The organism is Bordetella genomosp. 7 (assembly GCF_002261265.1).
Classification (GTDB): domain Bacteria; phylum Pseudomonadota; class Gammaproteobacteria; order Burkholderiales; family Burkholderiaceae_B; genus Bordetella_A.
On record NZ_NEVK01000004.1, the window covers coordinates 465,283 to 487,708 of the forward strand.

General features: G+C 66.1%; 18 protein-coding genes and 1 tRNA gene. 3 read left to right on the plus strand and 16 right to left on the minus strand.

All coding sequences use genetic code 11. The annotated features are described in order from the left end of the window. Positions 1 to 27: 27 nt before the first annotated feature. Positions 28 to 447 carry a hypothetical protein gene (locus CAL19_RS09370; protein WP_094796633.1) on the minus strand — a complete coding sequence of 140 codons (420 nt, stop codon included), beginning with the start codon at positions 445 to 447 and terminating at the stop codon, positions 28 to 30. Between the two features lie 167 nt (positions 448 to 614). On the opposite strand from CAL19_RS09370, the gene CAL19_RS09375 reads away from it, so the two are divergent. Beyond that, entirely contained in the window at positions 615 to 812 is a 198-nt protein-coding gene (locus CAL19_RS09375) for a DUF3606 domain-containing protein (protein ID WP_026637981.1), read from the plus strand. Positions 813 to 833: 21 nt separating this feature from the next. On the opposite strand, the gene CAL19_RS09380 is transcribed toward CAL19_RS09375, so the two are convergent. The 10 genes from CAL19_RS09380 to CAL19_RS09425 form a co-directional block, all read right to left on the minus strand. Continuing rightward, complete coding sequence (locus tag CAL19_RS09380) at positions 834 to 7,604, minus strand: autotransporter outer membrane beta-barrel domain-containing protein (protein ID WP_212589895.1); 6,771 nt, start codon at positions 7,602 to 7,604, stop codon at positions 834 to 836. 280 nt (positions 7,605 to 7,884) lie between these two features. After that, positions 7,885 to 7,961, minus strand: a tRNA-Pro gene (locus CAL19_RS09385). Positions 7,962 to 8,039: 78 nt separating this feature from the next. Next, positions 8,040 to 8,447, minus strand: a complete 408-nt coding sequence (locus CAL19_RS09390; protein WP_094796634.1) for a MerR family transcriptional regulator — start codon at positions 8,445 to 8,447, stop codon at positions 8,040 to 8,042. 58 nt (positions 8,448 to 8,505) lie between these two features. Then, entirely contained in the window at positions 8,506 to 8,838 is a 333-nt protein-coding gene (locus CAL19_RS09395; protein WP_026637983.1) for an integration host factor subunit alpha, read from the minus strand. 18 nt (positions 8,839 to 8,856) lie between these two features. Next, positions 8,857 to 11,274 (minus strand): phenylalanine--tRNA ligase subunit beta, encoded by a 2,418-nt coding sequence (gene pheT / locus CAL19_RS09400; protein WP_094796635.1) that lies wholly within the window; start codon positions 11,272 to 11,274, stop codon positions 8,857 to 8,859. Between the two features lie 13 nt (positions 11,275 to 11,287). Beyond that, positions 11,288 to 12,310, minus strand: coding sequence for a phenylalanine--tRNA ligase subunit alpha (pheS, locus tag CAL19_RS09405; protein WP_094796636.1), 1,023 nt, complete (start codon positions 12,308 to 12,310; stop codon positions 11,288 to 11,290). Between the two features lie 142 nt (positions 12,311 to 12,452). Next, complete coding sequence (rplT, locus tag CAL19_RS09410; protein ID WP_026637986.1) at positions 12,453 to 12,812, minus strand: 50S ribosomal protein L20; 360 nt, start codon at positions 12,810 to 12,812, stop codon at positions 12,453 to 12,455. Positions 12,813 to 12,827: 15 nt separating this feature from the next. Further along, the gene (rpmI, locus tag CAL19_RS09415; protein WP_012249552.1) at positions 12,828 to 13,025 is read right to left on the minus strand and encodes a 50S ribosomal protein L35; all 198 of its coding nucleotides are present in this window, start codon (positions 13,023 to 13,025) and stop codon (positions 12,828 to 12,830) included. 223 nt (positions 13,026 to 13,248) lie between these two features. Continuing rightward, positions 13,249 to 14,775 carry a YifB family Mg chelatase-like AAA ATPase gene (locus CAL19_RS09420; RefSeq protein WP_026637987.1) on the minus strand — a complete coding sequence of 509 codons (1,527 nt, stop codon included), beginning with the start codon at positions 14,773 to 14,775 and terminating at the stop codon, positions 13,249 to 13,251. A gap of 94 nt (positions 14,776 to 14,869) precedes the next feature. Next, positions 14,870 to 15,142, minus strand: coding sequence for an accessory factor UbiK family protein (locus CAL19_RS09425; RefSeq protein ID WP_094796637.1), 273 nt, complete (start codon positions 15,140 to 15,142; stop codon positions 14,870 to 14,872). Between the two features lie 631 nt (positions 15,143 to 15,773). Here CAL19_RS09425 and CAL19_RS09430 point away from each other — a divergent pair. Both CAL19_RS09430 and amt read left to right on the plus strand, forming a co-directional pair. Beyond that, positions 15,774 to 16,112 carry a P-II family nitrogen regulator gene (locus CAL19_RS09430; protein WP_026637989.1) on the plus strand — a complete coding sequence of 113 codons (339 nt, stop codon included), beginning with the start codon at positions 15,774 to 15,776 and terminating at the stop codon, positions 16,110 to 16,112. A 35-nt stretch (positions 16,113 to 16,147) separates the two neighbouring features. Continuing rightward, on the plus strand, positions 16,148 to 17,386 hold the full coding sequence (gene amt, locus CAL19_RS09435; RefSeq protein WP_026637990.1) for an ammonium transporter: 1,239 nt from the start codon (positions 16,148 to 16,150) through the stop codon (positions 17,384 to 17,386). 131 nt (positions 17,387 to 17,517) lie between these two features. On the opposite strand, the gene CAL19_RS09440 is transcribed toward amt, so the two are convergent. The 5 genes from CAL19_RS09440 to CAL19_RS09460 form a co-directional block, all read right to left on the minus strand. Continuing rightward, complete coding sequence (locus CAL19_RS09440) at positions 17,518 to 18,255, minus strand: ABC transporter ATP-binding protein (protein WP_026637992.1); 738 nt, start codon at positions 18,253 to 18,255, stop codon at positions 17,518 to 17,520. After that, on the minus strand, positions 18,252 to 19,055 hold the full coding sequence (locus CAL19_RS09445; RefSeq protein WP_026637993.1) for an ABC transporter ATP-binding protein: 804 nt from the start codon (positions 19,053 to 19,055) through the stop codon (positions 18,252 to 18,254). Before CAL19_RS09445 ends, CAL19_RS09440 begins: the two co-directional genes overlap by 4 nt. Continuing rightward, positions 19,052 to 20,137 carry an ABC transporter permease subunit gene (locus tag CAL19_RS09450; RefSeq protein ID WP_094796638.1) on the minus strand — a complete coding sequence of 362 codons (1,086 nt, stop codon included), beginning with the start codon at positions 20,135 to 20,137 and terminating at the stop codon, positions 19,052 to 19,054. Before CAL19_RS09450 ends, CAL19_RS09445 begins: the two co-directional genes overlap by 4 nt. Continuing rightward, complete coding sequence (locus CAL19_RS09455; protein WP_026637995.1) at positions 20,134 to 21,063, minus strand: branched-chain amino acid ABC transporter permease; 930 nt, start codon at positions 21,061 to 21,063, stop codon at positions 20,134 to 20,136. The genes CAL19_RS09450 and CAL19_RS09455 overlap by 4 nt, the downstream gene beginning before the upstream one ends. Before the next feature lie 113 nt (positions 21,064 to 21,176). Further along, complete coding sequence (locus CAL19_RS09460; protein WP_026637996.1) at positions 21,177 to 22,322, minus strand: branched-chain amino acid ABC transporter substrate-binding protein; 1,146 nt, start codon at positions 22,320 to 22,322, stop codon at positions 21,177 to 21,179. Between the last annotated feature and the right edge of the window lie 104 nt (positions 22,323 to 22,426).

Genomic DNA, 22,426 nt, shown 5'->3' on the forward strand with positions numbered 1-22,426 from the left:
TCCGGCGCCCGCCGCGGGCCGGACCGATCAAGAAGCGCCTGTGGTGCGCGGCACCGTGGGCGTGCCGGCCGCCGATGATTCCATCAACTTGCTGGCGCACAAGTCCGCGGCGCCGTCCACCGGCGCCTGCGCGTCGGCGAAGGTGACCCAGCCGCCCTTCTCGATCATCGTGTCGCGCTTCCACGAGTCGGCGCTCTTGAGCGCGGCCAAGGCCGCCTGAGCATCCGGCGCCGCCATGAACCGGTGGACGCAGATGCCCGCCGCCAATTGCGCGACGGCGGCGTGAGTCGATGCCTCGGCCTGCTCTTGCGCGGTAGTGGCAGTCACCCAGCCGCCGGCTGTAAAGCCGACCACCATCGTCGCGACCGCTGCACCCACGCACGACCATAGCCAGACAGTTTTGCTGGGTTTGTAATCGCTCCATGCCTTCATAGGGCTGTTGGACATATCGTTTTCTCCTTGGGGGTTCGCGCCGCGGAGAATCTTGGCGACGCAATTCACTGTAGTACGGTTATCTCGCCGCGTTAGGACGGAATTACCCTTACGTGATGTAACTGACCAAGGCACGGCGCTTGCTGAAGGCGAGGGTTCGATCCACCATGGAGCACCATGCCATGAGCGACCCCACGCAGAACTTCGTCCCGCAAGACACGTCCACCATCAATATCGACGACGAGCGCGAATGCCGCTACTGGAGCGAGCGATGCGGCGTCACCCCCGAACAATTGCAGGAAGCCGTGCACCAGGTCGGCCCCTCGGCGGACGCGGTGCTGTCGTACCTGGCCACTCCTGCCACCGGCCGCACCAGTTGAACAGCACCGCCGCGCGGCCTATCAGAACGGCACCATAACCTTCAGCGAGCCGCGGTGGCTCTGGGTATGCGATGAAAACTCGCCGTCGTACTGCAGGCGGAAATCGATGCCACCGGCGTGCGACACTTGCAGGCCCGCGCCGATCCGTCCGATGACATCATCCATGGGCACCGCGGTCTCGAACGACCCCGACCCGGCCGGCGCGCCCTGCAGATGCGCGTTGACCGTGTATTCGTCCTCGGACAGGAACGAAACGCCCCCATACATGTACGGCCGCATGATCGCGCCGTTGCCCAGCGGCACGCGGCCCCCGACTTCAAGCGTCGGCGACAGGCCCATGACAAACTGGTTGCTGCTGTCCACGTCCAGGTGCAGGTCGTTGCGCGATTCGCTGTAGCCCGGCATGTGGGTATAGAACATATCCACGTCGACATACGGCTTCAGGTAGAACCGTTCCGAGGCGAATGTGCGTGCGGCGCGCAGGCGCAGGGCAGCGCCATACACGTCCAGGTCTGCGCTGGCCTGGCTCTGCAGCCCCGGGATACGGATGCGGCGGTCGATGTCGTACTGGCCATAACTGCCGCTCAATGCCGCCGAGAACGTCCACGGCCCGGCTTCGCGCTTGAGCACCAGCCCGGCATAGCCGCTGTCGCCTTTGCCGCTGACGCGGCCGTCGTCGCCGCGCATGTGCGTATTCTGGTAGGCCACCGAGCCCCCCAGGAACCAGCCCGGGCTCACCTGCTGCTGCCCGCCGAACTGGTACGTGACGCCATCGAACGAAAAGCCCGATACGCCGCCATCGCCGTCCTGGTTAGTGTTTACGCCAGACACCTGGCCCCACACGCAGTTCTGCTCGCCCGTGAACGCATCGGCGCCCTGGAATACCGGGCACGACATCATGGCGCCCGTGAAGCTCGCCATGCCGGCCTGCATCTGCGCGGCCGGCGCTACCGCCACGCCGGGCGACAAGTCGGCCAGCCGGCTGGAATAGGTATCGCTGCCCTGGCGCGAGGCCTTGTCCAGCACCGCATACAGCGGCGCCATGGCGGAATTGCCGCCCTTGCTCCAGGTGTCCTGCACATGGCGCGCCACCGCCCGGGGATTGTCGGCCAACCCCATCGACGGCGATGCGAAATCGGCGTTGGCGGCTTTTACACGCACGTTCTTGCCATCCAGCCTGGCGGCGTAATCGATCACGGGGCTGTCCAATGCGTCGGGCACACCGTGTACGTTGCCCTCGAGCGTCGCGACGACGAGTTCCCGATCGGGAAGCAGCGCAGTCGGCCGCACATCGATCTGGCCATCCAGGCGCGTATCGCCCTGCACGACCATGCGAGGCGACTTGAGCTGCTCAAAGTCCACCACGGCCCGCAGGTACCCTCCCGATTGCAAGTTGAAGTCTCCGGCAACGGCCAGTTCGTCGAACGATCCCGGCCTGCCTATGCCCACCACGCCCGCGTTATTGATGTGGGCTTGGTACAGCGTGGCGTCGCTCAGCGTGCCGGTGGCGGCGTTGTACGCCGTGCATGCAATGCCGCCGGTACCGTCGGCGCATTCGATATTGCCCAGTATCGTGCCGGCGTTGTTGATAGTCAGCGAGGCCGTGTCGGCGGCGGCGCTGGCCAACCCGGCGCCGTTGCCCCCCAGCGCGGCGCCGTCATGATTCACGGCCGCACCTCCGGCCCCAGCAACGATTTTGCCGGTTCCGTTCACGTTCAGTGTGTTTTGCCGGCTGCCGACCAACCACACCGCATAACCATCAGGCCCCGCACCGCCGGTGACTGTGCCGCTGACGTTCACGGTGACAGCGCCCGATCCTTGCGGGCCGGCGCTTTGAGCAAAAATGCCGGTCGAGCCTTCGCCTTGCGCACTGACACTACCGGATTGATTGACCGTGACATCGTTGCCGTAGCCCGTACCGCCGATGGGCGCCGTACTGCCCGCAAAGCCGCTTTCGGCACTGCCGCCCAGGCCTCCGCCGCCGCCGATGGACTGCGCGATGATGCCGAAGGCATTGATGCCGGATGTCCAGATGTCGCCGTCCGCGTTCACGGTAACGACACCACCGTCGCCGTCGCCGCCAATTTCACTGCCATCGTGCGCAGCGGCGGTCCAGTCGTCCGCGCCCAGCTGTATGCCCACGGATGTATCGCCCGCGATTCCGCCGCCTCCGCCGATGGATTGCGCAACGAGGGCGTGAGATCCGGCGCCATGCGTCGCCAATACACTGCCCGCGTTCAAGCCCAAAGTTAGCGTGCCGCCATTTCCTGCTGCGCCGCCGCGCCCGCCCAGGGCGACACTGCTCAGGTTGCCGGCCGCGCCAGCGCCACCCACACCCCCGCCGCCGCCTATGGTTTGCGCCAGCAGGCCATGGGCGCGATCGCCGTTAGTCTCGATGTTGACACCCAGGGTCACATCGATCGTGCCGCCGTTGCCCGCCGCGCCGCCTTTGCCGCCTACCGATACCGAGATGGCATGGCTGTTTTCTTCAAGCAGCTTCGACGCGCTGTTGCCCGCGCCACCGATGCCGCCGCCGCCACCGATGGATTGCATGGCCAGCCCCACAGACTCGTCGCCCCGGGTCGATGCCGCCAACCATCCGGCCGTGCTGCCATTGATAGTCCGGATGGCGCCACCGTCGCCGCCCGCGCCTGCGTCGCCGCCATGTGATCCGCCTACCGTCAGGGTGCCTGTGGCCTGGTCAGAGCCATCGCCTCCCAGGCCTCCGCCCCCGCCGACGCTTTGCAGCAAGGCAGCGTAGGCGTGATACCCCTGTGTAGAGATGCTGTCGTCATGCGAGCCGTCGAAGCTGAAAACGACATCGCCGCCGTTGCCCGCCGCCCCGCCATGGCCCCCCAGCCCGATCAGCACATTTGCCTTGACCTTGCTGCCAGAGGCCGTGGAAGATCCGCCCGCGCCGCCCCCGCCTCCAATGGACTGCGCGACCAGGCCATCGGCCCAGTCGCCAACCGTGGCGATCTGCCCGTCGAAGGCCACCTGCACTTCGCCGCCGTTGCCACCGGTTCCACCGTGGCCGCCCAGGTCTACACCAAATTGGTACGTCGACCCCGAATCATCGAGCCGTTGCTGGTTGTCGTTATAGATGCCGATGCGATCCAGGATGGAGTGTGACGACGCATCGGCGCCGAGCGACCCGCCCAGCCCGCCGCCCCCGCCAATTGATTGCAGCAGCACGCCATCTGCATCGCCCCCTTCAGTGCGGATGGCGCCGCTCAGAACGGCGTTGACAGCGCCCCCCTGGCTGCCCGAGCCCCCGTGCGCGCCCAGACCCAATTGCAGGCGGCCCGAAGGTGCGTTGTCCATTCCCGCCGACAGGCTCAAGGTGCCGCCCTGCGATGCGCCGCCGCCTCCGCCGATCGACTGCGCGACAATACCGCGCGACCCGGAACCCAGGGTCCGGATAACGAAATTGGGATTCAGCGTAATGTCGACTTCGCCGCCAGTGCCTCCCGAACCGCCCGTGCCCCCCAGCGCGATGCTCAGCTTGACGTTGGCAGGGCCGCCATGGGTGTAGGCATCGCTGCTGCCTACGCCGCCGTTGCCGCCCCCGCCGCCGATCGACTGCGCCAGCACGCCATTGGCGAAGTTGCCGTACGTGGTAATGCTGGACCAAGGAAGCACGCTGGACGCAGGAGGCAACGGCATCGCGCCGGGCGCAGGCGCATACGCACTGCCGCTGTCGCCCAGCGCGATGGTCACGGCGCCGCCATTGCCGGCCGCGCCCCCGGCGCCGCCCAGCGACATGCCCATCTCGGCCGAGATGGTGGTTTCATCGCCGAGTATGGTCGACAGCGCCGAAGAATCGCCGCCGTTGCCGCCGCCTCCTCCGATGGATTGCGCCACGATGGCGTGCGAGCCATCGCCCAGAGTGCCGATGGACGAGCCATTCTGCAATACGACTTCGGTGACGCACGAACTTTCGCCCGCCGGGCAGGCGTGGCCGCCGGCGCCGCCGTTGCCGCCCATGGTCGCCTGGAAATTGAACGCCAGCGACTCGCCTTCGCCTGTGGGGACAGCAATGACCATATCGCTGGCGCTCGAACTGCCGCCGTTGCCCCCGCCTCCGCCGATGCTTTGCGCCAGAATACCGAAAGAGTCATTCGGCGCGTAGGTTTCGGGGTCGGCCGACGCATAGTCCATGCCGGTAGCAATAAAAGAATTGCTGAGATTGACGATAGCCGAGTCGCCCGTGTTGCCTTCCCCGCCGCTGCCGCCCAACACCACAGCGGCATTGAACCCGATTGACGCGTCGTAATAGCTGGCCGAGCCGCCATTGCCGCCACCGCCCCCGATCGATTGGGCCAGGATGCCGGTGGAATGAGCCCCGCCTGTGTTGATATTCAGGTTGGTGTAGCCCACCTTGACCTCGTCGGATACGCCGCCGCCGCCGCCCGTGCCGCCCATCTGCAGGGCCACGAACGACAGGGCGCTGACATTCGTGACGCTGCCGCCGTTGCCTCCGCCGCCGCCGATACTCTGGGCAATGATGCCCGGGGCATAATCGCCATGGGTGTCGATCGCGGACGCCGAGTAAGAGGCCCAGCCATTCGCGCAGCCGCCATGATTGCTCAGGCAGACCGAGCCGCCATCGCCGCCCCCGCTGGCGCTGCCGCCTATGGCCACCGATACGACCGCCGATGCCGTGAACGTGTCGCCGCCGTTGCCGCCACCCCCGCCTATAGACTGTGCCAGCACTGCGGGGCTGTACTGGCCTGCAGTGGAGACAGAGCCCAGGTCATTGAGGATCACGCTCGCGCCGTCGCCGCCAGCGGCCCCGGCGCCGCCCACGCCGACCACGCCTTTGCTGTCGCCGCCGCTGCCGCCGCCGCCGCCGATCGATTGCATGACGATGCCGATGGATGCGTTGCCGGCGGTAGTGATGGTTCCCGTATTGCCCATGACCACTTCGCCGCCGGAAGACCCGGTAGAGCCGGCCGCATTGCCTCCCACGCTGAGCAGGCCCGTAGCGCTGCCCGAGGCGCCGCCTCCGCCGCCGATGGATTGACCCACCATGCCGTGTGCGTTGTAGCCCAGGGTGCCGATGGTGCCCGAGTTGTTCATGGTTACCAGGTTGGCCGTGCCGCCGCCGGCGCCGTCGCCGCCCAGCGCGACCGCGGCCGAGGTGTCCGCGCCACCGGTTCCGCCGCTGCCGGCGATGGATTGCGCCACCACGCCGAACGCGTGGTCGCCCGTGGTCTGGACCGAGCCGGCGGTCGTAATGGTGACCGCGCCCGCGTCGCCGCCATTGCCGCCATTGCCCCCCTGGCCGCCCAATACCGCGACAAAGTCGCTGCCGGTGCCACCGCCGCCACCGATAGACTGCGCGATGATGCCCGAAGAATACATGCCTGATGTGGACACAATGCTGTTGCTCTGCGTGGTCACGTTGACGGTGCCGGCCGCGCCGCCAAAGCCGCCCCCGCCTCCCTGCCCGGCCAGGGCCGTGCCGTCGTCGGCGTCGCCCCCCTGCCCGCCCAGGCTCTGCGCGGCAATAGCGGGAAGATTATCGCCGCGGGTCGTCACGCTGGCGCCGGAATACAGGTTCACCGTGACGGCGCCGCCCATGCCGCCATCGCCGCCCCAATGATCTTTGGCGGGGCCCTTGCCGCCCTTGCCGCCGACGGCGCGCGCCGCGATGCCCGCCCCTTCGACCGCGACATCGGGATCGGACCCCGCCAGGTCCAGCAGCACAGTGCCGTAGGCATCCACCGTGACCTTCTGGGTCCAGCCGTCGCCGTCGCCGCCGCCGTCACCCCCGTTGTCGCTGTTGTCGGGGTTGTTCGGATTGGCGCCATTACCGTCTGCGCCCAGGCTTTCCGCTTTGATACCGAAGATTTTGCTATTTTCGTATAGCTGCCAGTAGCTGCTGGTTGAGCCCCGATGCGTGACCTGCACCGTGCCGCCGGTGCCGGCATTGCTGTTGTAGTCGCCTCCCGCGCCGCCCAGCGAACGCGCGGCCAGCGCCATCCCCGTGCCCGACGTTTTCAGGCGCGTATCGCTGCTGCCCATATTGACGATGCCGCTGTCGATTATGGTGACCGTGCTGGCGTTGGCGCCGTCGCCACCCACCTGGTCGCCATAGTCCAGGGCGGGGTCATTCTGGTCTCCGCCGCCGCCGCCCTGGGCCAGGGCATTGATGCCGAACAGGCCACCATTCGAGGGCACCGTGCCGTCTATGGTCAGTTCGCCGGTGTTGGTGATGGAGACCGCCTGCGCCAGGCCTCCCGGCCCGCCGTTGGAGTTGTTGTTGTCGTTGGTCAGGTCGCCCTGGCCGCCCAGTGATATCCCGCTAAGCAGGCCGTTGATGGATCCCTGTTCTTGCGTCGTCGCCGTGAGCGAAATATTGGCGGTATTGTTGATCGTTACATAACCGCTGGCGCCGGCCGAGCCTTCGTCCACGCCGGCGCCTCCGATCGATGCCGCCGTCACTACCCCCAGCTGGTAATCGTAGTCGTCCAGGGGCAGCCACGTGCTGGCATCCTCGCTGAACGAGCCGCCGTTGGTGGTGATGGAAACTGGCGGCCCGCTGTCGCCATCTTTCTCGCCACTTTTGTCCTCGCCCGCATCGCCCTGGCACACGGAATAGGCGTAGCCATAATTTCCCGCGGGAATGTTTTGCGTGGAGCCGCCCTCGCACCAGTAGTCGGCCTGCGCGCCGCCGGGCAGGCCCACTGCGCAGGTTCCCAGCGCGGACATGATCGCCAGCCGCAGTGCGCCTTGGCAAGAGAGCCTGGCCGCTACACTGCCTCGATGCACGGAATTCTTGTTCATGTTGTTCTCGCTTCGTGGGCACGGCGGATTCTCGCAACGCAACGCGCCGCCGGCGTGGAACTTCTACGAACGCGATTTTGTTGTTCGAGTTTGTGGCGAACAAGAATTTTTCGACGAAATTAGCTATTTAGCCGACGAAATTGCGCCTGGCGGCGCACATGGGCGGCGACTGGGCCCACGGTCATGGCACTGAACCATCGCGGCAGCGCTCGCAAGCGCGTAAAAAGACAAAGGGCTTACATGCCAAAAGCATGTAAGCCCTTTTTTACCGCTGTATTTCTGGTCGGGACGGCGGGATTCGAACTCGCGACCCCTTGCACCCCATGCAAGTGCGCTACCAGGCTGCGCTACGCCCCGAAAGAACGAGAGTATATCAGAACAAAAAAAAACCTGCATCGCATGAGGCAGGTTTTTTTATCGATTGCGTCCCGTGCGTCAGGCGGGTTTGTCTGCCGTGTGCGCGGCACCCAAGGCTTCGCCCAACATGGCCGACACATTGCCCAGTTCGGCCCGCAATGCCTGCAGTTCGGCGGCGCTCAGGCGCACCGCGGCGTCTTGGTCGTGCGCAATATCGCGCGCATCACCCAGGCGATTGCGCGCACCGCTGATCGTGAAGCCTTGCTCGTACAGCAGCGAGCGGATGCGACGGATGAGCAGCACTTCGTGGTGCTGGTAATAGCGGCGGTTGCCGCGCCGCTTCACTGGCTTGAGCTGCGTGAATTCCTGTTCCCAATAGCGCAGCACGTGCGGCTTGACCTGGCACAGGTCGCTGACTTCGCCAATGGTGAAGTAGCGCTTGGCGGGAATCGGGGGAAGTGCGGCAGTGGTTTCGGGACGAGTCATGTCAGGATTTTATGCCGGGCAAGGGCGGCATTCCGATAACAATTACCGACAAAGGGTATCACTCCCTGGTGCTGTCGGCACCTTGGACCGGATCGGCCTGCTCGACAGCGCTTTTCAGTTTCTGGCTGGCGTGGAAAGTCACCACGCGCCGGGCCGCGATGGGAATGGTTTCACCGGTCTTGGGATTGCGGCCGGGACGCGGTGGCTTGTTGCGAACCTGGAAATTGCCGAAGCCCGACAGCTTCACGGGCTCGCCGCGCGCGAGCGCATCGCGTATCTCTTCGAAGAACGTGTCGACAATGTCCTTGGCTTCACGCTTGTTCAGGCCCACCCGCTCGAACAGCAGTTCGGCGAGTTCGGCCTTGGTAAGGGTGCGCGGCTCGGGAAGCATGGAAGTCCCCTATTCGAGTCAGGCGCGCTGCCGCGCGCCATGGGCGCTGGCCAGCGCCTGGTTGATACGTGCCAGGCAATCGGCCACGCGAGCTTCGTCCAGCGTGATCTCAGTGTCCTGTAGCCAGAAGCGAAAGGCAAGGCTTTTCTCGGTAGCGCGGCGGCCGTCTGCCGGCCGGTCGCGCCACACGTCGAACAGCCTGGCTTCCTGCACCACCGCCAGCTGCGGGTCGGCCGCCACCGCGGCGGCCACCGTGTCGAGCATGGCTTGCGCACTGACCGACAGATCAACCCACAGGGCCAGGTCGCGCACCACCACGGGCTGGCGCGACAGTTCGCGCACCTGCGGCAGGCTACCCTGTGTCAGCGCCTGGACTTCGAGTTCGAACACCACCGGCGCGTGCTGCAGGTCGGATTGCTGCGCCCAGCGCGGATGCAGCTCGCCGATCCAGCCCACGGGCTGGCGATCGAGCAGCACGCGGGCGCTGCGCCCCGGATGCATGGCGGGATGGACGGCGGGCTCGAATCGCAAGCGTGCCGCGCGCACCCCGAACAGCGCCTGCACATCCATCTTGACGTCATAGAAATCGACGTGGCGGGTAGGCACGCCCCACTGCTCTTCAACAGCCGGCCCCCAGGCCGCGCCGGCCAGGTACAGCGGCTGGCGCACGCCGGCCACTTCGAGCGGGCCATCGGGTTGCGCAGCGTCGCGCAAGAACACCCGGCCCAGTTCAAACACGCGCACGCGCGTCTGCTTGCGATTGGCGTTGTAGCGAATATTGGCGACCAGCCCGGCGATCAGGCTGGAGCGCATCACCGACAGATGGCTGGCGATGGGATTGAGCAGGCGCACCGGGTTTTCGTTGCCCGCGTAGTCGCGTTCCCAGGCTTCTTCTACGAAGCTGTAGTTGACGACTTCTTGATAGTCCTGCGCTGCGGCCAGGCGGCGCAACGTGTGCGGGCCGCGACGCGCTTCCGGATGCGAGAACATCTGCGCCCGCGCCACCGGCGGCACATCGGGCAGGCGCTCGAAACCGTAGATGCGCGCAACCTCTTCGATCAGGTCTTCTTCGAGCAACAGGTCAAAGCGGTAAGACGGCGGCTCGACGATGAAGTCGTCGCCGTCTGTCCGGTGCGGCAGGCCCAGGCGAGTGAAGATCTGCGTCACTTCATCGTGCGGCACTTCAACGCCCAGCACGCGGTGGCAACGCGACAGGCGCATGCGAACCGGTTCGCGGCTGGGCAGGCGCGCCACCTGGTCGTCCACGGGGCCAACCTGGCCACCGCAGATGTCGACGATCAGCCGCGTGATGAATTCCAGGTGCTCGGGAATGCTGGCGTAATCGACGCCGCGCTCGAACCGATGGCTGGCCTCGGAGCTGAACTTATAACGGCGCGCACGACCGGCGATGGCCTCGGGCCACCAGAAGGCCGCCTCGACATAGATGTTGGCGGTATCCAGCGTGACCGCCGTGGCTTCGCCCCCCATGATGCCGGCCAGGCTTTCGACTTGCTCGCCCGCAGCCACCACGCCGACCTTGCTGTTGAGCTCGACCGTCTGCCCGTTGAGCAGTTCAAGGGTTTCACCGTCGCGCGCCCAGCGCACCTGGATGTCGCCGTGGATCTTGTCCAGGTCGAACACGTGCGAGGGGCGGCCGAGTTCCAGCATGACGTAGTTGGAGATATCGACCAGTGCGGACACCGATCGTTGGCCGGCGCGCTCGAGCCGCGATTTCATCCAGGCCGGCGTTTGCGCGCGCGCGTTCACGCCCCGGATCACCCGGCCGGCAAACCGGCCGCACAGATCGGGCGCCTGGATGGTGACCGGCACGCGATCCTGCAAGGTGACCGGCACGGGCTGCGCGGCGGGCACCGACAGCGGCGCGCCCGTCAGGGCGGACACTTCGCGCGCCACGCCCAGGATGGACAGGCAATCGGCGCGGTTGGGGGTGAGCTTTAGCGTAAACAGGGTGTCGTCGAGGTCGAGCGCCTCGCGCAGCGGCTGGCCGGGCTTGAATGCATCAGGCAGTTCGAGCAGGCCCCCATGGTCTTGCGACAGGCCCAGCTCGCGCGCCGAGCACAGCATGCCCGAAGACGGCACGCCGCGCATCTTGGCCACGCCGATTTTGATTCCGCCCGGCAGCTCTGCGCCCACGCGCGCCAGCGGCACCGTCAGCCCCTGCGCGGCATTGGGCGCGCCGCACACGATCTGCAGTAGTTCACCAGAGCCGTCATCGACCTGGCACACGCGCAGCTTGTCGGCATCGGGATGCGGGGCAATCGAAACGATGCGCGCCACCACCACGCCCGCGAACGGCGGCGCCACGGGCGCGGTTTCTTCGACTTCCAGGCCGGCCATGGTGAGCCGGTGGGCGAGCTCGTCGGTTGCGATATCGGGATTGACCAGGGCGCGCAGCCAGGATTCGGGAAATTGCATGATCAGCCGTCGGTTATTCGTTGAACTGGCGCAGGAAGCGCAGGTCGCCTTCGTAGAATTGGCGCAGGTCGTTGACGCCGTAGCGCAGCATGGTCAGGCGCTCGAGGCCGGAGCCGAACGCGAAACCGATGTAGCGCTCGGGATCGAGGCCGAAGTTGCGCACCACTTGCGGATGCACCTGGCCCGAGCCGGAGATCTCCAGCCAGCGCCCGCGGTTGGGGCCGGACGTGAACATCATGTCGATCTCGGCCGAAGGCTCGGTAAACGGAAAGAACGACGGGCGAAAGCGCACGACCAGGTCGTCGCTTTCAAAAAAGCGGCGCAGGAAATCGGTGTAGACACCCTTCAGGTCGGCAAAGGAAATGTCTTCGGCGATCCAGAGCCCTTCTACCTGGTGGAACATCGGCGAATGCGTCGCATCGCTGTCGACACGGTAGGTGCGCCCCGGCGCGATGACCTTGATGGGCGGCTTGTGCATGCGCGCATAGCGCACCTGCATGGGGCTGGTATGCGTGCGCAGCAACAGCGGCAGGCCGTCGCCGTCCTGCAGGTCGACGTAGAACGTATCCTGCATGGACCGCGCCGGATGGTCCAGCGGGTTGTTCAGGGCCGTGAAGTTGGTCCAGTCGTTCTCGATCTCGGGGCCGTCCGCCACGTCGAAACCGATAGAGCGGAAGATGTCTTCGACGCGTTCCCAGCTGCGCGCCACCGGGTGTATGCCGCCGGGCGCGCGACCGCGGCCGGGCAGCGTGACATCGATGGTTTCAGAAGCCAGGCGGGCGTCCAGCTCGGCCTGCGCCAGCTCGGCGCGGCGCTGGTTCAGCAGTGCTTCGATCTGCTGCTTGGCCTGGTTGATGCGCGCCCCCATCTGGCGCTTCTGTTCGGGGTCGAGCTTGGCCAGCCCCTTGAGCAGCATGGTCAGTGCGCCTTCCTTGCCCAGAAAGCGCGCCTTGGCGTTTTCCAGGGCGACGGCGTCCTGAGCCGCGGCAAAGCGTTCTTTGGCCTGGGAAACCAGGTCGTCAGCCAATAGAGTCATGGATTCACAGCCTAAAAACAACGCCCCCACGCTGCGCCTTGCTTGCTACCCGTGGGGGCGTCCTGCCTGGGGGCGGCCCGGCGGCAAAACGCAAACGGGGCCTACAGCCCCGTTTGCAGCAATTGCGCGATGCGATGCGCGATCAGGCAGACAAGGCTGCCTTGGCCTGCTGCACGATGGCGGCAAAGCCGGCCTTGTCGCGTACGGCCAGGTCGGCCAGCACCTTGCGGTCGAGTTCGATCGACGCCTTTTTCAGGCCGGCGATGAACACGCTGTAGCTCATGCCCTGCTCACGCACGGCGGCGTTGATGCGGGTGATCCACAGGGCGCGGAAGGTGCGCTTCTTGTTGCGGCGGTCGCGGTAGGCATATTGCCCGGCGCGCATGACTGCCTGCTTGGCAATGCGGAACACATTGCCGCGGCGGCCGCGGTAACCCTTGGCAGCGGCAATGACTTTCTTGTGACGGGCACGGGCGGTAACGCCACGTTTAACGCGAGGCATAGTGGATCTCCTTTATCAAGCGAAAGGCATCATGGCCTTGACGGAGGCCACGTTGGTTTCATGAACCGCCGCCGAACCGCGCAGCTGGCGCTTGTTCTTGGTGGTTTTCTTGGTCAGGATGTGGCGCTTGAAAGCCTGGCCACGCTTGATGGATCCGCTGCCGCGAACCTGAAAGCGCTTGGACGCGCTTTTCTTGGTTTTCATCTTGGGCATGATGATTCCTACTTGTTGATGATTACATGAACCTCAGGTGCTTGTGCATAGACAAGGCTTGCCATACCCGGGCCCACTTCTGGTGCTTCAACTGCTGGGGTACTACAAAACTACTTCGCTTCTACTTCGCTTCTTTTGCCTGGCAACCCGAAACCACTGGGGCCATCCAAGAAAAGCCCTTGATTATAAGGCGATTTTGGCGCCGTTGTCGAACGGCGCGCGCCTACCGCAAAGTGCACCGGTACTGAAGCGCCTCGGCAACGTGCCGGACCAGGATGAGCGGCTCGCCGTCCAGGTCGGCCACGGTACGCGCCACCCTCAACGCGCGATGCGTGGCCCTGGCCGAACCGTGCAGGCGACGCATGGCCTGCTGCAGCAAGGCCCGGCCGTCGGCGTCCAGCGCGCAGCTGGCTTCCAGGGCGGCGCCTTGCAGGCCGGCATTGGGGCCGCCCTGGCGCCGTTCCTGCTGTTCACGGCAGCGGGCCACTCGCGCGCGCACCGCCTCGGACGGCTCGCCCGGCGGGCCATCCAGCCACTCGGGCGCCGCGGCCGGCAATTCTATGGACAGGTCCAGGCGGTCGAACAGCGGGCCGGATATCCGGCCCAGGTAACGTGCCACCTGGTCGGGCGTGCAATGACAGGGACGCGCGGGGTGGCCCCGCCAGCCGCATGGGCACGGATTCATGGCGGCCACCAGCTGGAACCGCGCCGGGTACTGTACCGCGTGACGGGCGCGCGCAATGGCCACGCGGCCGGTTTCCAGGGGTTCGCGCAGCGATTCGAGCGCGCGGCGCTCGAATTCGGGCAGTTCGTCCAGGAACAGCACACCGTGATGAGCCAGGCTCACTTCGCCCGGGCGAGGCCGCGAGCCGCCGCCGATCAGCGCGGCGGCCGTGGCGCCGTGATGCGGCGCACGGAACGGCGGTTGGCCCGACAGCGCCGCGGCCACCCCTTGCTGCCCCACCAGGCCCGCCACGGCGGCGGCTTCCAGCGCCTGGGTGCGCGACAGCGGCGGCAAAAGGCCCGGCAGGCGCTGCGCCAACATGCTTTTGCCGGCTCCCGGGGGCCCCACCATGAGCAGGCTGTGCGCCCCGGCAGCGGCCACCTCGAGCGCGCGGCGCGCCATGGGCTGCCCCCGCACGTCTGCCAGGCAGGGCAACGGGCCGGCGGGCGGCCACGCGCCAGGTTGCGCCTGGGGCAGCGGCACGGTGCCGGCCAGGTGGGCCGCCACGTCGGCCAGCGTCGCCGCCCGCAGCACACGCAGCCCGGGCACCCAGGCCGCCACTTCGGCGCTGCCTGCCGGAAGCACCAGCGCCGCCGCGGGCTGTTCGCGCGCCACGGCCAAGGCCAGGGGAAGCGGCGCGCCCACCGGCACAAGCGCCCCCGTCAGGGAAAGCTCGCCGGCCAGCACCAGGTGTTGCAGGCCCGCGGGCGCCGCGGCCCCGTCCGGCCCCGGCACGGCCACCTGGCCCGACGCGAGCAGCACGCCCAGTGCGATCGGCAAGTCGAAACGGGCCGACGCCTTGGGCAGATCGGCGGGCGACAGGTTGACCGTGAGGCGGCCATTGGGAAATTCGAAACCGCTGTTAAGAATGGCCGCCCTCACCCGCTCGCGGCTTTCGCGCACTTCAGTGTCGGGCAGGCCCACGACGGTAAAGGCCGGCAGGCCCGGCCCCAGGTGCGTTTCGACTCGCACAGCCGGCGCCTCTGCGCCACAGAGGGCCCGGCTGGCAAGGATGGCAAGAGTCATGGCGGTTGCGTATGGAAAACCGCCAGTATGCAAGCACGGCCGCGGCCCGGAAGGCCCGCCGTGCCGGGATTGTCACGCCAAGCGCGGCTGGCCCTCAGGCATCGGCCTGGGACGAGGGGCCGCCCTCCAGCGCGGCCACGCGCGCTTCCAGTTGACGCACCTGCGCATCGAGCTGATCAACCCGCTCGCGCGCACGCGCCAGCAACTCGGTCTGCACATCGAATTCTTCGCGCGTGATCAGGTCCATCCGGGTGAACGCCTGGCCCATCATGGCCTTGACGTTGCGTTCGAGATCGGCCGCCGGGCTGCGGGCGATCAGGTCGGACAGGTTCTTCTGAAAATCTTCAAGCCACTGCGTGCGGTTCATGACATCCTCGCATTCATGTTCGGTGCCTACAGTGTAGACGCGAACCTGTTCTGCACGCGCCCAAAAAAATGGGCGGGCCGCAAGCGGCGCCGCCTCAAAGCACAGGAGAAAACCGAATCGCCACCGGGCGACTCCCAGAAGCAATCACACCCGGAGGTGCTGGCCGCATCCACATGCGACATGGCTTGATTCTTCCCCAGGGCGGCGCGCGCCACAAGCGGCGTCATGTAATTCCCCGTATCAGCGGCCTGATACATCTATGACCAAATTCGGGCCAATTCTGACACTCCGAATGCCGCCGGAAATGCGTGCTTTGCACGCCCGCTCAAGGGAAAACGCCCACCACCCGCCCAAAGGGTCGGCCGCCCGCGCCACGGTGCCGCCCCCTCCTCGCGCAGCAATTCGATACAACAAACTTGTTCCATCAATATTTTGTTGCAGGTCGCCCCGGTCAGGTGCGATGCCCCAATGTGGGGCATACCGGTGGGCACGCCTGCACCGCCATGGCGCGCCGCGCAAGCGCTGGCCGCCCTGCGTCCCTCTCTGCGCGACGGCCGTGACCCCGCGGCCAAACATGGCATGGATGTTGCTTGATTGGGCATGCCTATGTGCAACCAAGAGAGGAATTGCCATGAAACTCATCATCGCCATCATCAAGCCTTTCAAGCTCGACGAAGTACGGGTGGCGCTATCCGGTATCGGCGTCCAGGGCCTGACCGTAACGGAAGTCAAGGGATTCGGCCGCCAGAAAGGCCACACCGAACTGTACCGGGGCGCCGAATACGCGGTGGACTTCCTGCCCAAGCTGCGGGTCGAGGCCGCCGTGCCCGACCATCTGGTCGACCAGGTCATCGACGTGATCGAACAATCGGCCCGCACCGGCAAGATCGGTGACGGGAAGATCTTCACCGCGCCCCTGGAACAGGTAATTCGCATCCGGACCGGCGAATCCGGCGAGGCCGCGCTGTAAACAACGATAAAGAAAGATGCATTGGAGCCTGAAAAATGGATAAAGCGGATATCTCCTGGTTGCTTGTTTCCACCCTGCTGGTATTGATGATGGCCGTGCCGGGTCTCGCGCTGTTCTATGGCGGGATGGTGCGCAGCAAGAACGTACTGTCCGTGCTGCTGCAGGTGCTCTGCACCTTCGCCCTGGGCATCGTGCTGTGGTTCGTCTATGGTTACTCACTGGCTTTCACCGAAGGCAACGCGTTCTTCGGGGGCCTTTCGCGGGCATTCTTCTCGGGCATGTTCACGCCGGCCGACGGGTCGTACGCCATGTCCGGCACCCTGACCGAACTGTTGTTCGCATCGTTCCAGGCCACCTTCGCGGGCATCACGTGCGCGCTGATCGTGGGCAGCTTCGCCGAGCGCGCACGGTTCTCGGCCGTGCTGGTCTTCACGGTGATCTGGTTCACCTTCGCCTACGTTCCCATCGCGCATATGGTGTGGTTCGCCTCGGACACGGCGCCCGGCCTGCTGAATGCGCGCGGCGCGCTGGATTTCGCCGGCGGCACGGTTGTGCATATCAATGCAGGCATCGCGGGCCTGGTGGGCGCGTATGTGGTGGGCAAGCGGCTGGGTTATGGCCGTGAAGCCATGCAGCCGCACAACCTGTCGATGACCTTCATCGGCGCGGCCCTGCTGTGGGTGGGCTGGTTCGGCTTCAATGCGGGTTCGGCGCTGGCCGCCAACGGCGGCGCCACGCTGGCGTTCTTCAACACCATGATCGCCACGGCGGGCGCGGTGCTGGCCTGGCTGTTTACCGAATGGGCCGTCAAGGGCAAGCCTTCGATGCTGGGCGCGGCCTCGGGCGCCATCGCCGGCCTGGTAGGCATCACGCCCGCCGCCGGCCTGGTGGGCCCCGGCGGAGCGTTGGTCATCGGCGTGTCCGCCGGCATCATTTGCGTGTGGGGGGTCAATGGCCTGAAGCGCATGCTGCGCGCCGACGACGCCCTGGATGTATTCGGCGTGCATGGCGTGGGCGGTATCGTGGGCGCCTTGCTGACCGGCGTGTTCAACGCGCAAGCGCTGGGCGGCCCGGGCCTGGAAAGCGCCGGCCAGATCCTCGGCCAAGTGTGGGTGCAGCTCGAGGGCGTGCTGCTGACCATTGTGTGGTCGGGCGTGGTGGCCTGGATCGCGTACAAGATCGCCAATGCGCTGTGCGGCCTGCGGGTTCCCGAAGACCAGGAGCGTGAGGGCCTCGACGTCACCAGCCACGGCGAATCGGCCTATCACAGCTGATCCGCATCATCTGCCAGGGCCTTGGGGCCCTGGCACTGCCGTTTGCAACGCCGCGCCTGCGGCGTTGCTGTTTTTCGCGGCCGAGGCCGCCGCGAAGCGACCAGCCAAGCCACCCGCGCGGGCGCTGCGGGTCAGGCGGTTTCCTCGGTTTCGCCCAGGTAGGCCGCGCGCACTTTGGGGTCGGTAAGCAGTTCGCGCGCCGGCCCCGACAGGGTCAGCGACCCGGACTCCATCACGTAGCCGCGATGGCTGTGTTCAAGCGCCAGCCTGGCATTCTGCTCGATTAGCAGGATCGTCACGCCTTCGTCCGCAATGGCCCGCACCACTTCGAAGACTTTCTCCACCATCAGGGGCGCGAGCCCCATCGAGGGTTCGTCCAGCAGCAGCAGCCGTGGCCGCGCGATCATTGCGCGGCCCATGGCCACCATCTGCTGCTCGCCGCCCGACAAGGTGCCCGCGGGCTGCCTGCGCCTTTCGGCCAGGCGCGGAAACAGCGTGAATACGTGCTCGGTATCGCGGCGCACCTGGGCCGCGTCGCGACGCACGTAGGCGCCCATGGCCAGGTTTTCTTCAATGGTGAGCTGGCCGAATATACCCCGCCCTTCGGGCACCATGACCAGGCCCTGCCGCACCAGTTCGAACGATTTTCGACCCTTGATGGACTGGCCGTCATAGACAATATCGCCGTCCGATGGCGGCACCAGTCCGCAGATGGCCCGCAGGGTCGTGCTCTTGCCGGCGCCATTGGCGCCGATCAGGCACACCAGCTCCCCGGCATTGACATGCAGGTCGATGCCGCGCACCGCGCGTATTCCTCCATACGCGACCGCCAGGCCGCGCAACTCAAGTAAAGGCTGGGTCGCGCTCATGATGCTTGCTCCGATGATTGCGCGGGCGCGTCGTGGGCCGCGCCCGCGCCCAGGTAGGCCTCTATCACCTTGGGGTCGCGCTGCACCTGGGCGGGCCTGCCTTGCGCGAGCACCTTGCCGTATTCCAGCACCAGCACCCGGTCGCACAGCCCCATGACCAGTTTCATGTCGTGTTCGATCAGCAGCACGGTGATGCCGTCGGCGCGGATCTTCTCGATCAACTGCCGCAGCACCAGCGTTTCGGACGCGTTCATGCCGGCAGCGGGCTCGTCCAGCGCCAGCAGCTTGGGCTCGGTTGCCAGCGCCCGGGCGATCTCCAGGCGCCGCTGGTCGCCATACGACAGCGAGCGCGCCACGTCGTTGGCGCGCGCCGCGATACCGACGTATTCCAGCAGTTCGTGCGCGCGACGCTCGATGGCCGCCTCTTCGGCGCGCTCGGCGCGCGTGCGGAAAATGGCGCCCAGCACCCCGGCGCCGGTGCGCACGTGCCGTCCGATCATCACGTTCTCGATCGCGCTCAGGTTGGCAAACAGACGGATGTTCTGGAAGGTGCGCGCCAGCCCGGCCTGCGCCACTTCGTGAGGCTTCAGGCCGGTAAGCGCGGAACCGTCGAACATGCAGCGGCCTTCCTCGGGGATATACAGGCCGGTCAGCACGTTGAACAGCGTGGTCTTGCCGGCGCCGTTCGGGCCGATCAGGCCATAGATTTCGCCTGCCTGTATGTCGAAGCTGACATCGCTCAGGGCGCGCAGGCCCCCGAACCGCTTGCCCAGGCCTTCGGCTTTCAGGATAGTGCTCATGCCTGGCCTCCGGTCTGGGTGGTGAGTTCGCGCTTGCGCACCGCCGAAGGCCACAGTCCGGCTGGACGGAACAGCATGACGCACACCATGGCCAGGCCGAACAGCAGCATGCGGATGCCTTCCGGATCGAGCACCACTTCGCCGAACACCAGCCGTTGCAGGGGCTCGACCACCGCGCGCAGAAACTCCGGCAGCGCGGCCAGCAGAATGGCGCCGAGGATCACGCCCGGAATATTGCCCATGCCCCCCAGCACGACCATGCACAGCACGGAAATGGATTCGGTCAGGCTGAAGCTTTCCGGGCTGACGAAACCCTGCATCGAGGCAAAAAGCGAACCCGCGATGCCGCCGAACGAGGCGCCCATGGCAAACGCGAGCAGCTTGATGTTGCGGGTATTGATACCCATGGCCTTGGCCGCGATCTCGTCTTCGCGCACGGCCTCCCATGCACGGCCGATGCGCGAGTTCTGCAGGCGCACGCACACCAGAACAATCAGCAGCGTCAGGCCCAACAGCAGGTAGTAGTACTTTTCCGGGCCGGTGATGCGCATGCCCAGTATCGACTCGCTGCGGCCGAACATGAATTCACCAACCTTGAAGCCGTCGATGCGGTTGATGCCCTGCGGGCCGTTGGTGATGTTTACCGGGGCGTTGAGGTTATTGAGGAAGATGCGGATGATCTCGCCAAAACCCAGCGTGACAATGGCCAGGTAATCGCCGCGCAGCTTCAGGGTGGGCGCGCCGAGCAGCACGCCGAACAGGCATGCCAGCCCCAGGCTGATGGGCAGGATGACCCAGAACGGCAAGTGCAGGCCGAAATGCGGCGAAGCGAGCAGCGCCCACGTATAGGCGCCGACGGCATAAAAGGCGATGTAGCCCAGGTCGAGCAGCCCCGCGAAGCCCACCACGATATTCAGGCCCAGCGCCAGCATCACGTACAGCAGAGCGAAGTTGAGTATGCGCACCCAGCTCTGCCCTGCCGCGCCAAGCACGAAGGGCAGCACCGCCAGCGCCACGCCGATAAGCACGACGCCCACCAGCATGCGGGGCGACAGGCCGTGTTTGTTCAGTGCCGCCTTCATGCGCGGTCTCCCACGCGCTCGCCCAGCAGGCCGGACGGGCGGAAGATCAGCACCATGACCAGTACCACGAACGCGAACACGTCCTGATAGTGGCTGCCCAGGAATCCCCCGGTCAGGTCGCCAATGTAGCCGGCTCCAAGCGCTTCGATGATGCCCAGCAGCAGGCCGCCGGCCATGGCGCCCGCCAGGTTGCCGATGCCGCCCAGCACCGCGGCGGTAAAGGCCTTCAGGCCCAGCATGAAACCCATGGTGTACTGCGCCACGCCGTAATAGGTGGTGACCATCATGCCGGCCACCGCGGCCAGCGCCGAGCCGATCAGGAACGCAGCCGAAATCACGGTATTGATGTCCACGCCCATCAGGCCGGCCACCTCGCGGTTCTGTGCGGTGGCGCGCATGGCCGTGCCCAGGCGGGTCTTGTGCACGACCAGCAGCAGCGCGCCCATGATCAGCGCAGCGATCACCACGATGGCGATCTGCAGCGAGCTCATGCGCGCCCCGGCCAGTTCATACACCTGGGGGTGCAGCACCTGCGGAAAATTCAGGTAGTTGCGGCCCCACACCATCATGGCCACGTTCTGCAGGATGATGGACACGCCTATGGCGGTAATGAGCGCCGCCAGGCGTGGCGCGCGGCGCAACGGCCGGTACGCCAGGCGCTCGGCCGTCCAGCCCACTCCCATGCACAGCGGCACCGACACCAGCAGGCCCGCGCCCAGGACCGCGAACGCGGACACCGTGGGGTCGCCGCCGACCAGCGCCGCCGCGATCATGGTGGCCGCCATGGCGCCGATCATCACGACGTCGCCATGGGCGAAGTTGATCAATCCGATGATGCCGTACACCATCGTGTAGCCCAGCGCCACAAGCGCATAGACGCTACCCAGCGTCAGGCCGTTAATGAGTTGTTGAATGAAGATGTCCATAAGGCCCGGGCTCGACAGGTGCTCATTGAGAGAAACGCCGCACGGCGCGGACGCGGTGCCGCGCCGTGCTCACGCGCGCACGGCCGTCCCGCGCGCGCATCCCGCCGGCTCGCTCAGTCGGCCTGGCTTACCATGGTCTGGACCATTTCCCACTTGCCGTTCTTGACCTGGTAGATGGTGACCGAGACCTCTTTCAGGTCGCCCTTGGAGTCATAGGCGATGTGTTCGCTCGTGGCGCCTTTGCGCTGCAGCTGCGCAAGCTTGGGCAGGTAGTCTTCCGGATTGGCCGAATCGGCTTGCTCGATGGCGGTGATCATGTTCCAGGCGCCGTCGTAGGCATAGGGCGCGTAGACGCCGGGCGCCTTCTTGAAGCGGGCTTCGTAGCGCTGCGCGAAGTCTTTGCCGGCCGCCATCTGCTCCAGCGGCACGCCCGCCAGCGACGCGTACGTGCCGTCGGCCGCGTCGCCCGCCAGCTTGATGAAGGTATCGCTGCGCGTCATCTCGCCGGACACCAGCGGCGCCTGGATGCCCAGGCGCACGAGCTGCCGCTTCATGGGGCCCGATTGCGCGTCCAGGCCGCCATAGAAAATGGCATCCGGGCCCGCGGCCTTGATGTTGGTAAGAATGGACGTGAAGTCGTTGGCCTTGTCGGTGGTGTACTCGCGGCGCACGATCTCGCCGCCGGCCTTCTTGACGGCCTTCTCGACTTCGTCGGCCAGGCCCTGGCCGTAGGCCGTGCGGTCGTCGATGATCGCGACCTTCTTGGCATTGAGCTTCTCGACAATGAACTGCCCCACCGCAGCGCCCTGCTGGGTGTCGCTGGTCATCATGCGGAAGGTCGTGTCGTAGCCCTGGCTGGTATATTCGGGCGAGGTCGCCATGGCGATCTGCGGCAGCCCGGCCTCGTTGTAGACGCGCGACGCCGGAATGGTGGTGCCCGAGTTGAAGTGGCCGAGAATGCCGTCGACGTCTTCATCGACCAATTGCTGGGCCACTTGCACGGCGGTGCGCGGGTCGGCCTGGTCGTCGCGCGACACCAGCACGAATTTCGCGGTTTCGCCATCGACCTTGATACCCTTCTTATTGGCCTCTTCGAGCGCGAGCGTCAGGCCATTTTGCATGTCTTCGCCGTAGTGTGACTGCGGGCCTGTCAGGGGCGCCGCAAAACCGAACTTGATTTCTTCGGCGTGCGCGGCACCGGCCACGCAGGCCGCGGCGAAAGCGGCCAGCAAGGCCGGGCGGGAAAATGCGGATTTCATGTGAACCCTCCTGTGTGAATGGGGCGATACATTTGCCTGACGCGCTTGTGGCGCGGCAAGCTAATCATTGTCGACCTGAAATGCGCGGGCGGTCAGCCCGGGCA

Excerpts from the sequence above, each read along its gene's own strand:
- rpmI (WP_012249552.1), bottom strand. The coding sequence starts at position 13,025 with ATGCCCAAGATGAAAACCAAGAAAAGCGCGTCCAAGCGCTTTCAGGTT.
- pheT (WP_094796635.1), bottom strand. The coding sequence starts at position 11,274 with ATGCAATTTCCCGAATCCTGGCTGCGCGCCCTGGTCAATCCCGATATC.
- CAL19_RS09450 (WP_094796638.1), bottom strand. The coding sequence starts at position 20,137 with ATGAAGGCGGCACTGAACAAACACGGCCTGTCGCCCCGCATGCTGGTG.
- CAL19_RS09380 (WP_212589895.1), bottom strand. The coding sequence starts at position 7,604 with ATGAACAAGAATTCCGTGCATCGAGGCAGTGTAGCGGCCAGGCTCTCT.
- CAL19_RS09370 (WP_094796633.1), bottom strand. The coding sequence starts at position 447 with ATGTCCAACAGCCCTATGAAGGCATGGAGCGATTACAAACCCAGCAAA.
- CAL19_RS09395 (WP_026637983.1), bottom strand. The coding sequence starts at position 8,838 with ATGCTTCCCGAGCCGCGCACCCTTACCAAGGCCGAACTCGCCGAACTG.
- CAL19_RS09420 (WP_026637987.1), bottom strand. The coding sequence starts at position 14,775 with ATGACTCTTGCCATCCTTGCCAGCCGGGCCCTCTGTGGCGCAGAGGCG.
- CAL19_RS09375 (WP_026637981.1), top strand. The coding sequence starts at position 615 with ATGAGCGACCCCACGCAGAACTTCGTCCCGCAAGACACGTCCACCATC.
- CAL19_RS09445 (WP_026637993.1), bottom strand. The coding sequence starts at position 19,055 with ATGAGCACTATCCTGAAAGCCGAAGGCCTGGGCAAGCGGTTCGGGGGC.
- CAL19_RS09390 (WP_094796634.1), bottom strand. The coding sequence starts at position 8,447 with ATGACTCGTCCCGAAACCACTGCCGCACTTCCCCCGATTCCCGCCAAG.
- CAL19_RS09425 (WP_094796637.1), bottom strand. The coding sequence starts at position 15,142 with ATGAACCGCACGCAGTGGCTTGAAGATTTTCAGAAGAACCTGTCCGAC.
- CAL19_RS09430 (WP_026637989.1), top strand. The coding sequence starts at position 15,774 with ATGAAACTCATCATCGCCATCATCAAGCCTTTCAAGCTCGACGAAGTA.
- rplT (WP_026637986.1), bottom strand. The coding sequence starts at position 12,812 with ATGCCTCGCGTTAAACGTGGCGTTACCGCCCGTGCCCGTCACAAGAAA.
- amt (WP_026637990.1), top strand. The coding sequence starts at position 16,148 with ATGGATAAAGCGGATATCTCCTGGTTGCTTGTTTCCACCCTGCTGGTA.
- CAL19_RS09455 (WP_026637995.1), bottom strand. The coding sequence starts at position 21,063 with ATGGACATCTTCATTCAACAACTCATTAACGGCCTGACGCTGGGTAGC.
- pheS (WP_094796636.1), bottom strand. The coding sequence starts at position 12,310 with ATGACTCTATTGGCTGACGACCTGGTTTCCCAGGCCAAAGAACGCTTT.
- CAL19_RS09440 (WP_026637992.1), bottom strand. The coding sequence starts at position 18,255 with ATGAGCGCGACCCAGCCTTTACTTGAGTTGCGCGGCCTGGCGGTCGCG.
- CAL19_RS09460 (WP_026637996.1), bottom strand. The coding sequence starts at position 22,322 with ATGAAATCCGCATTTTCCCGCCCGGCCTTGCTGGCCGCTTTCGCCGCG.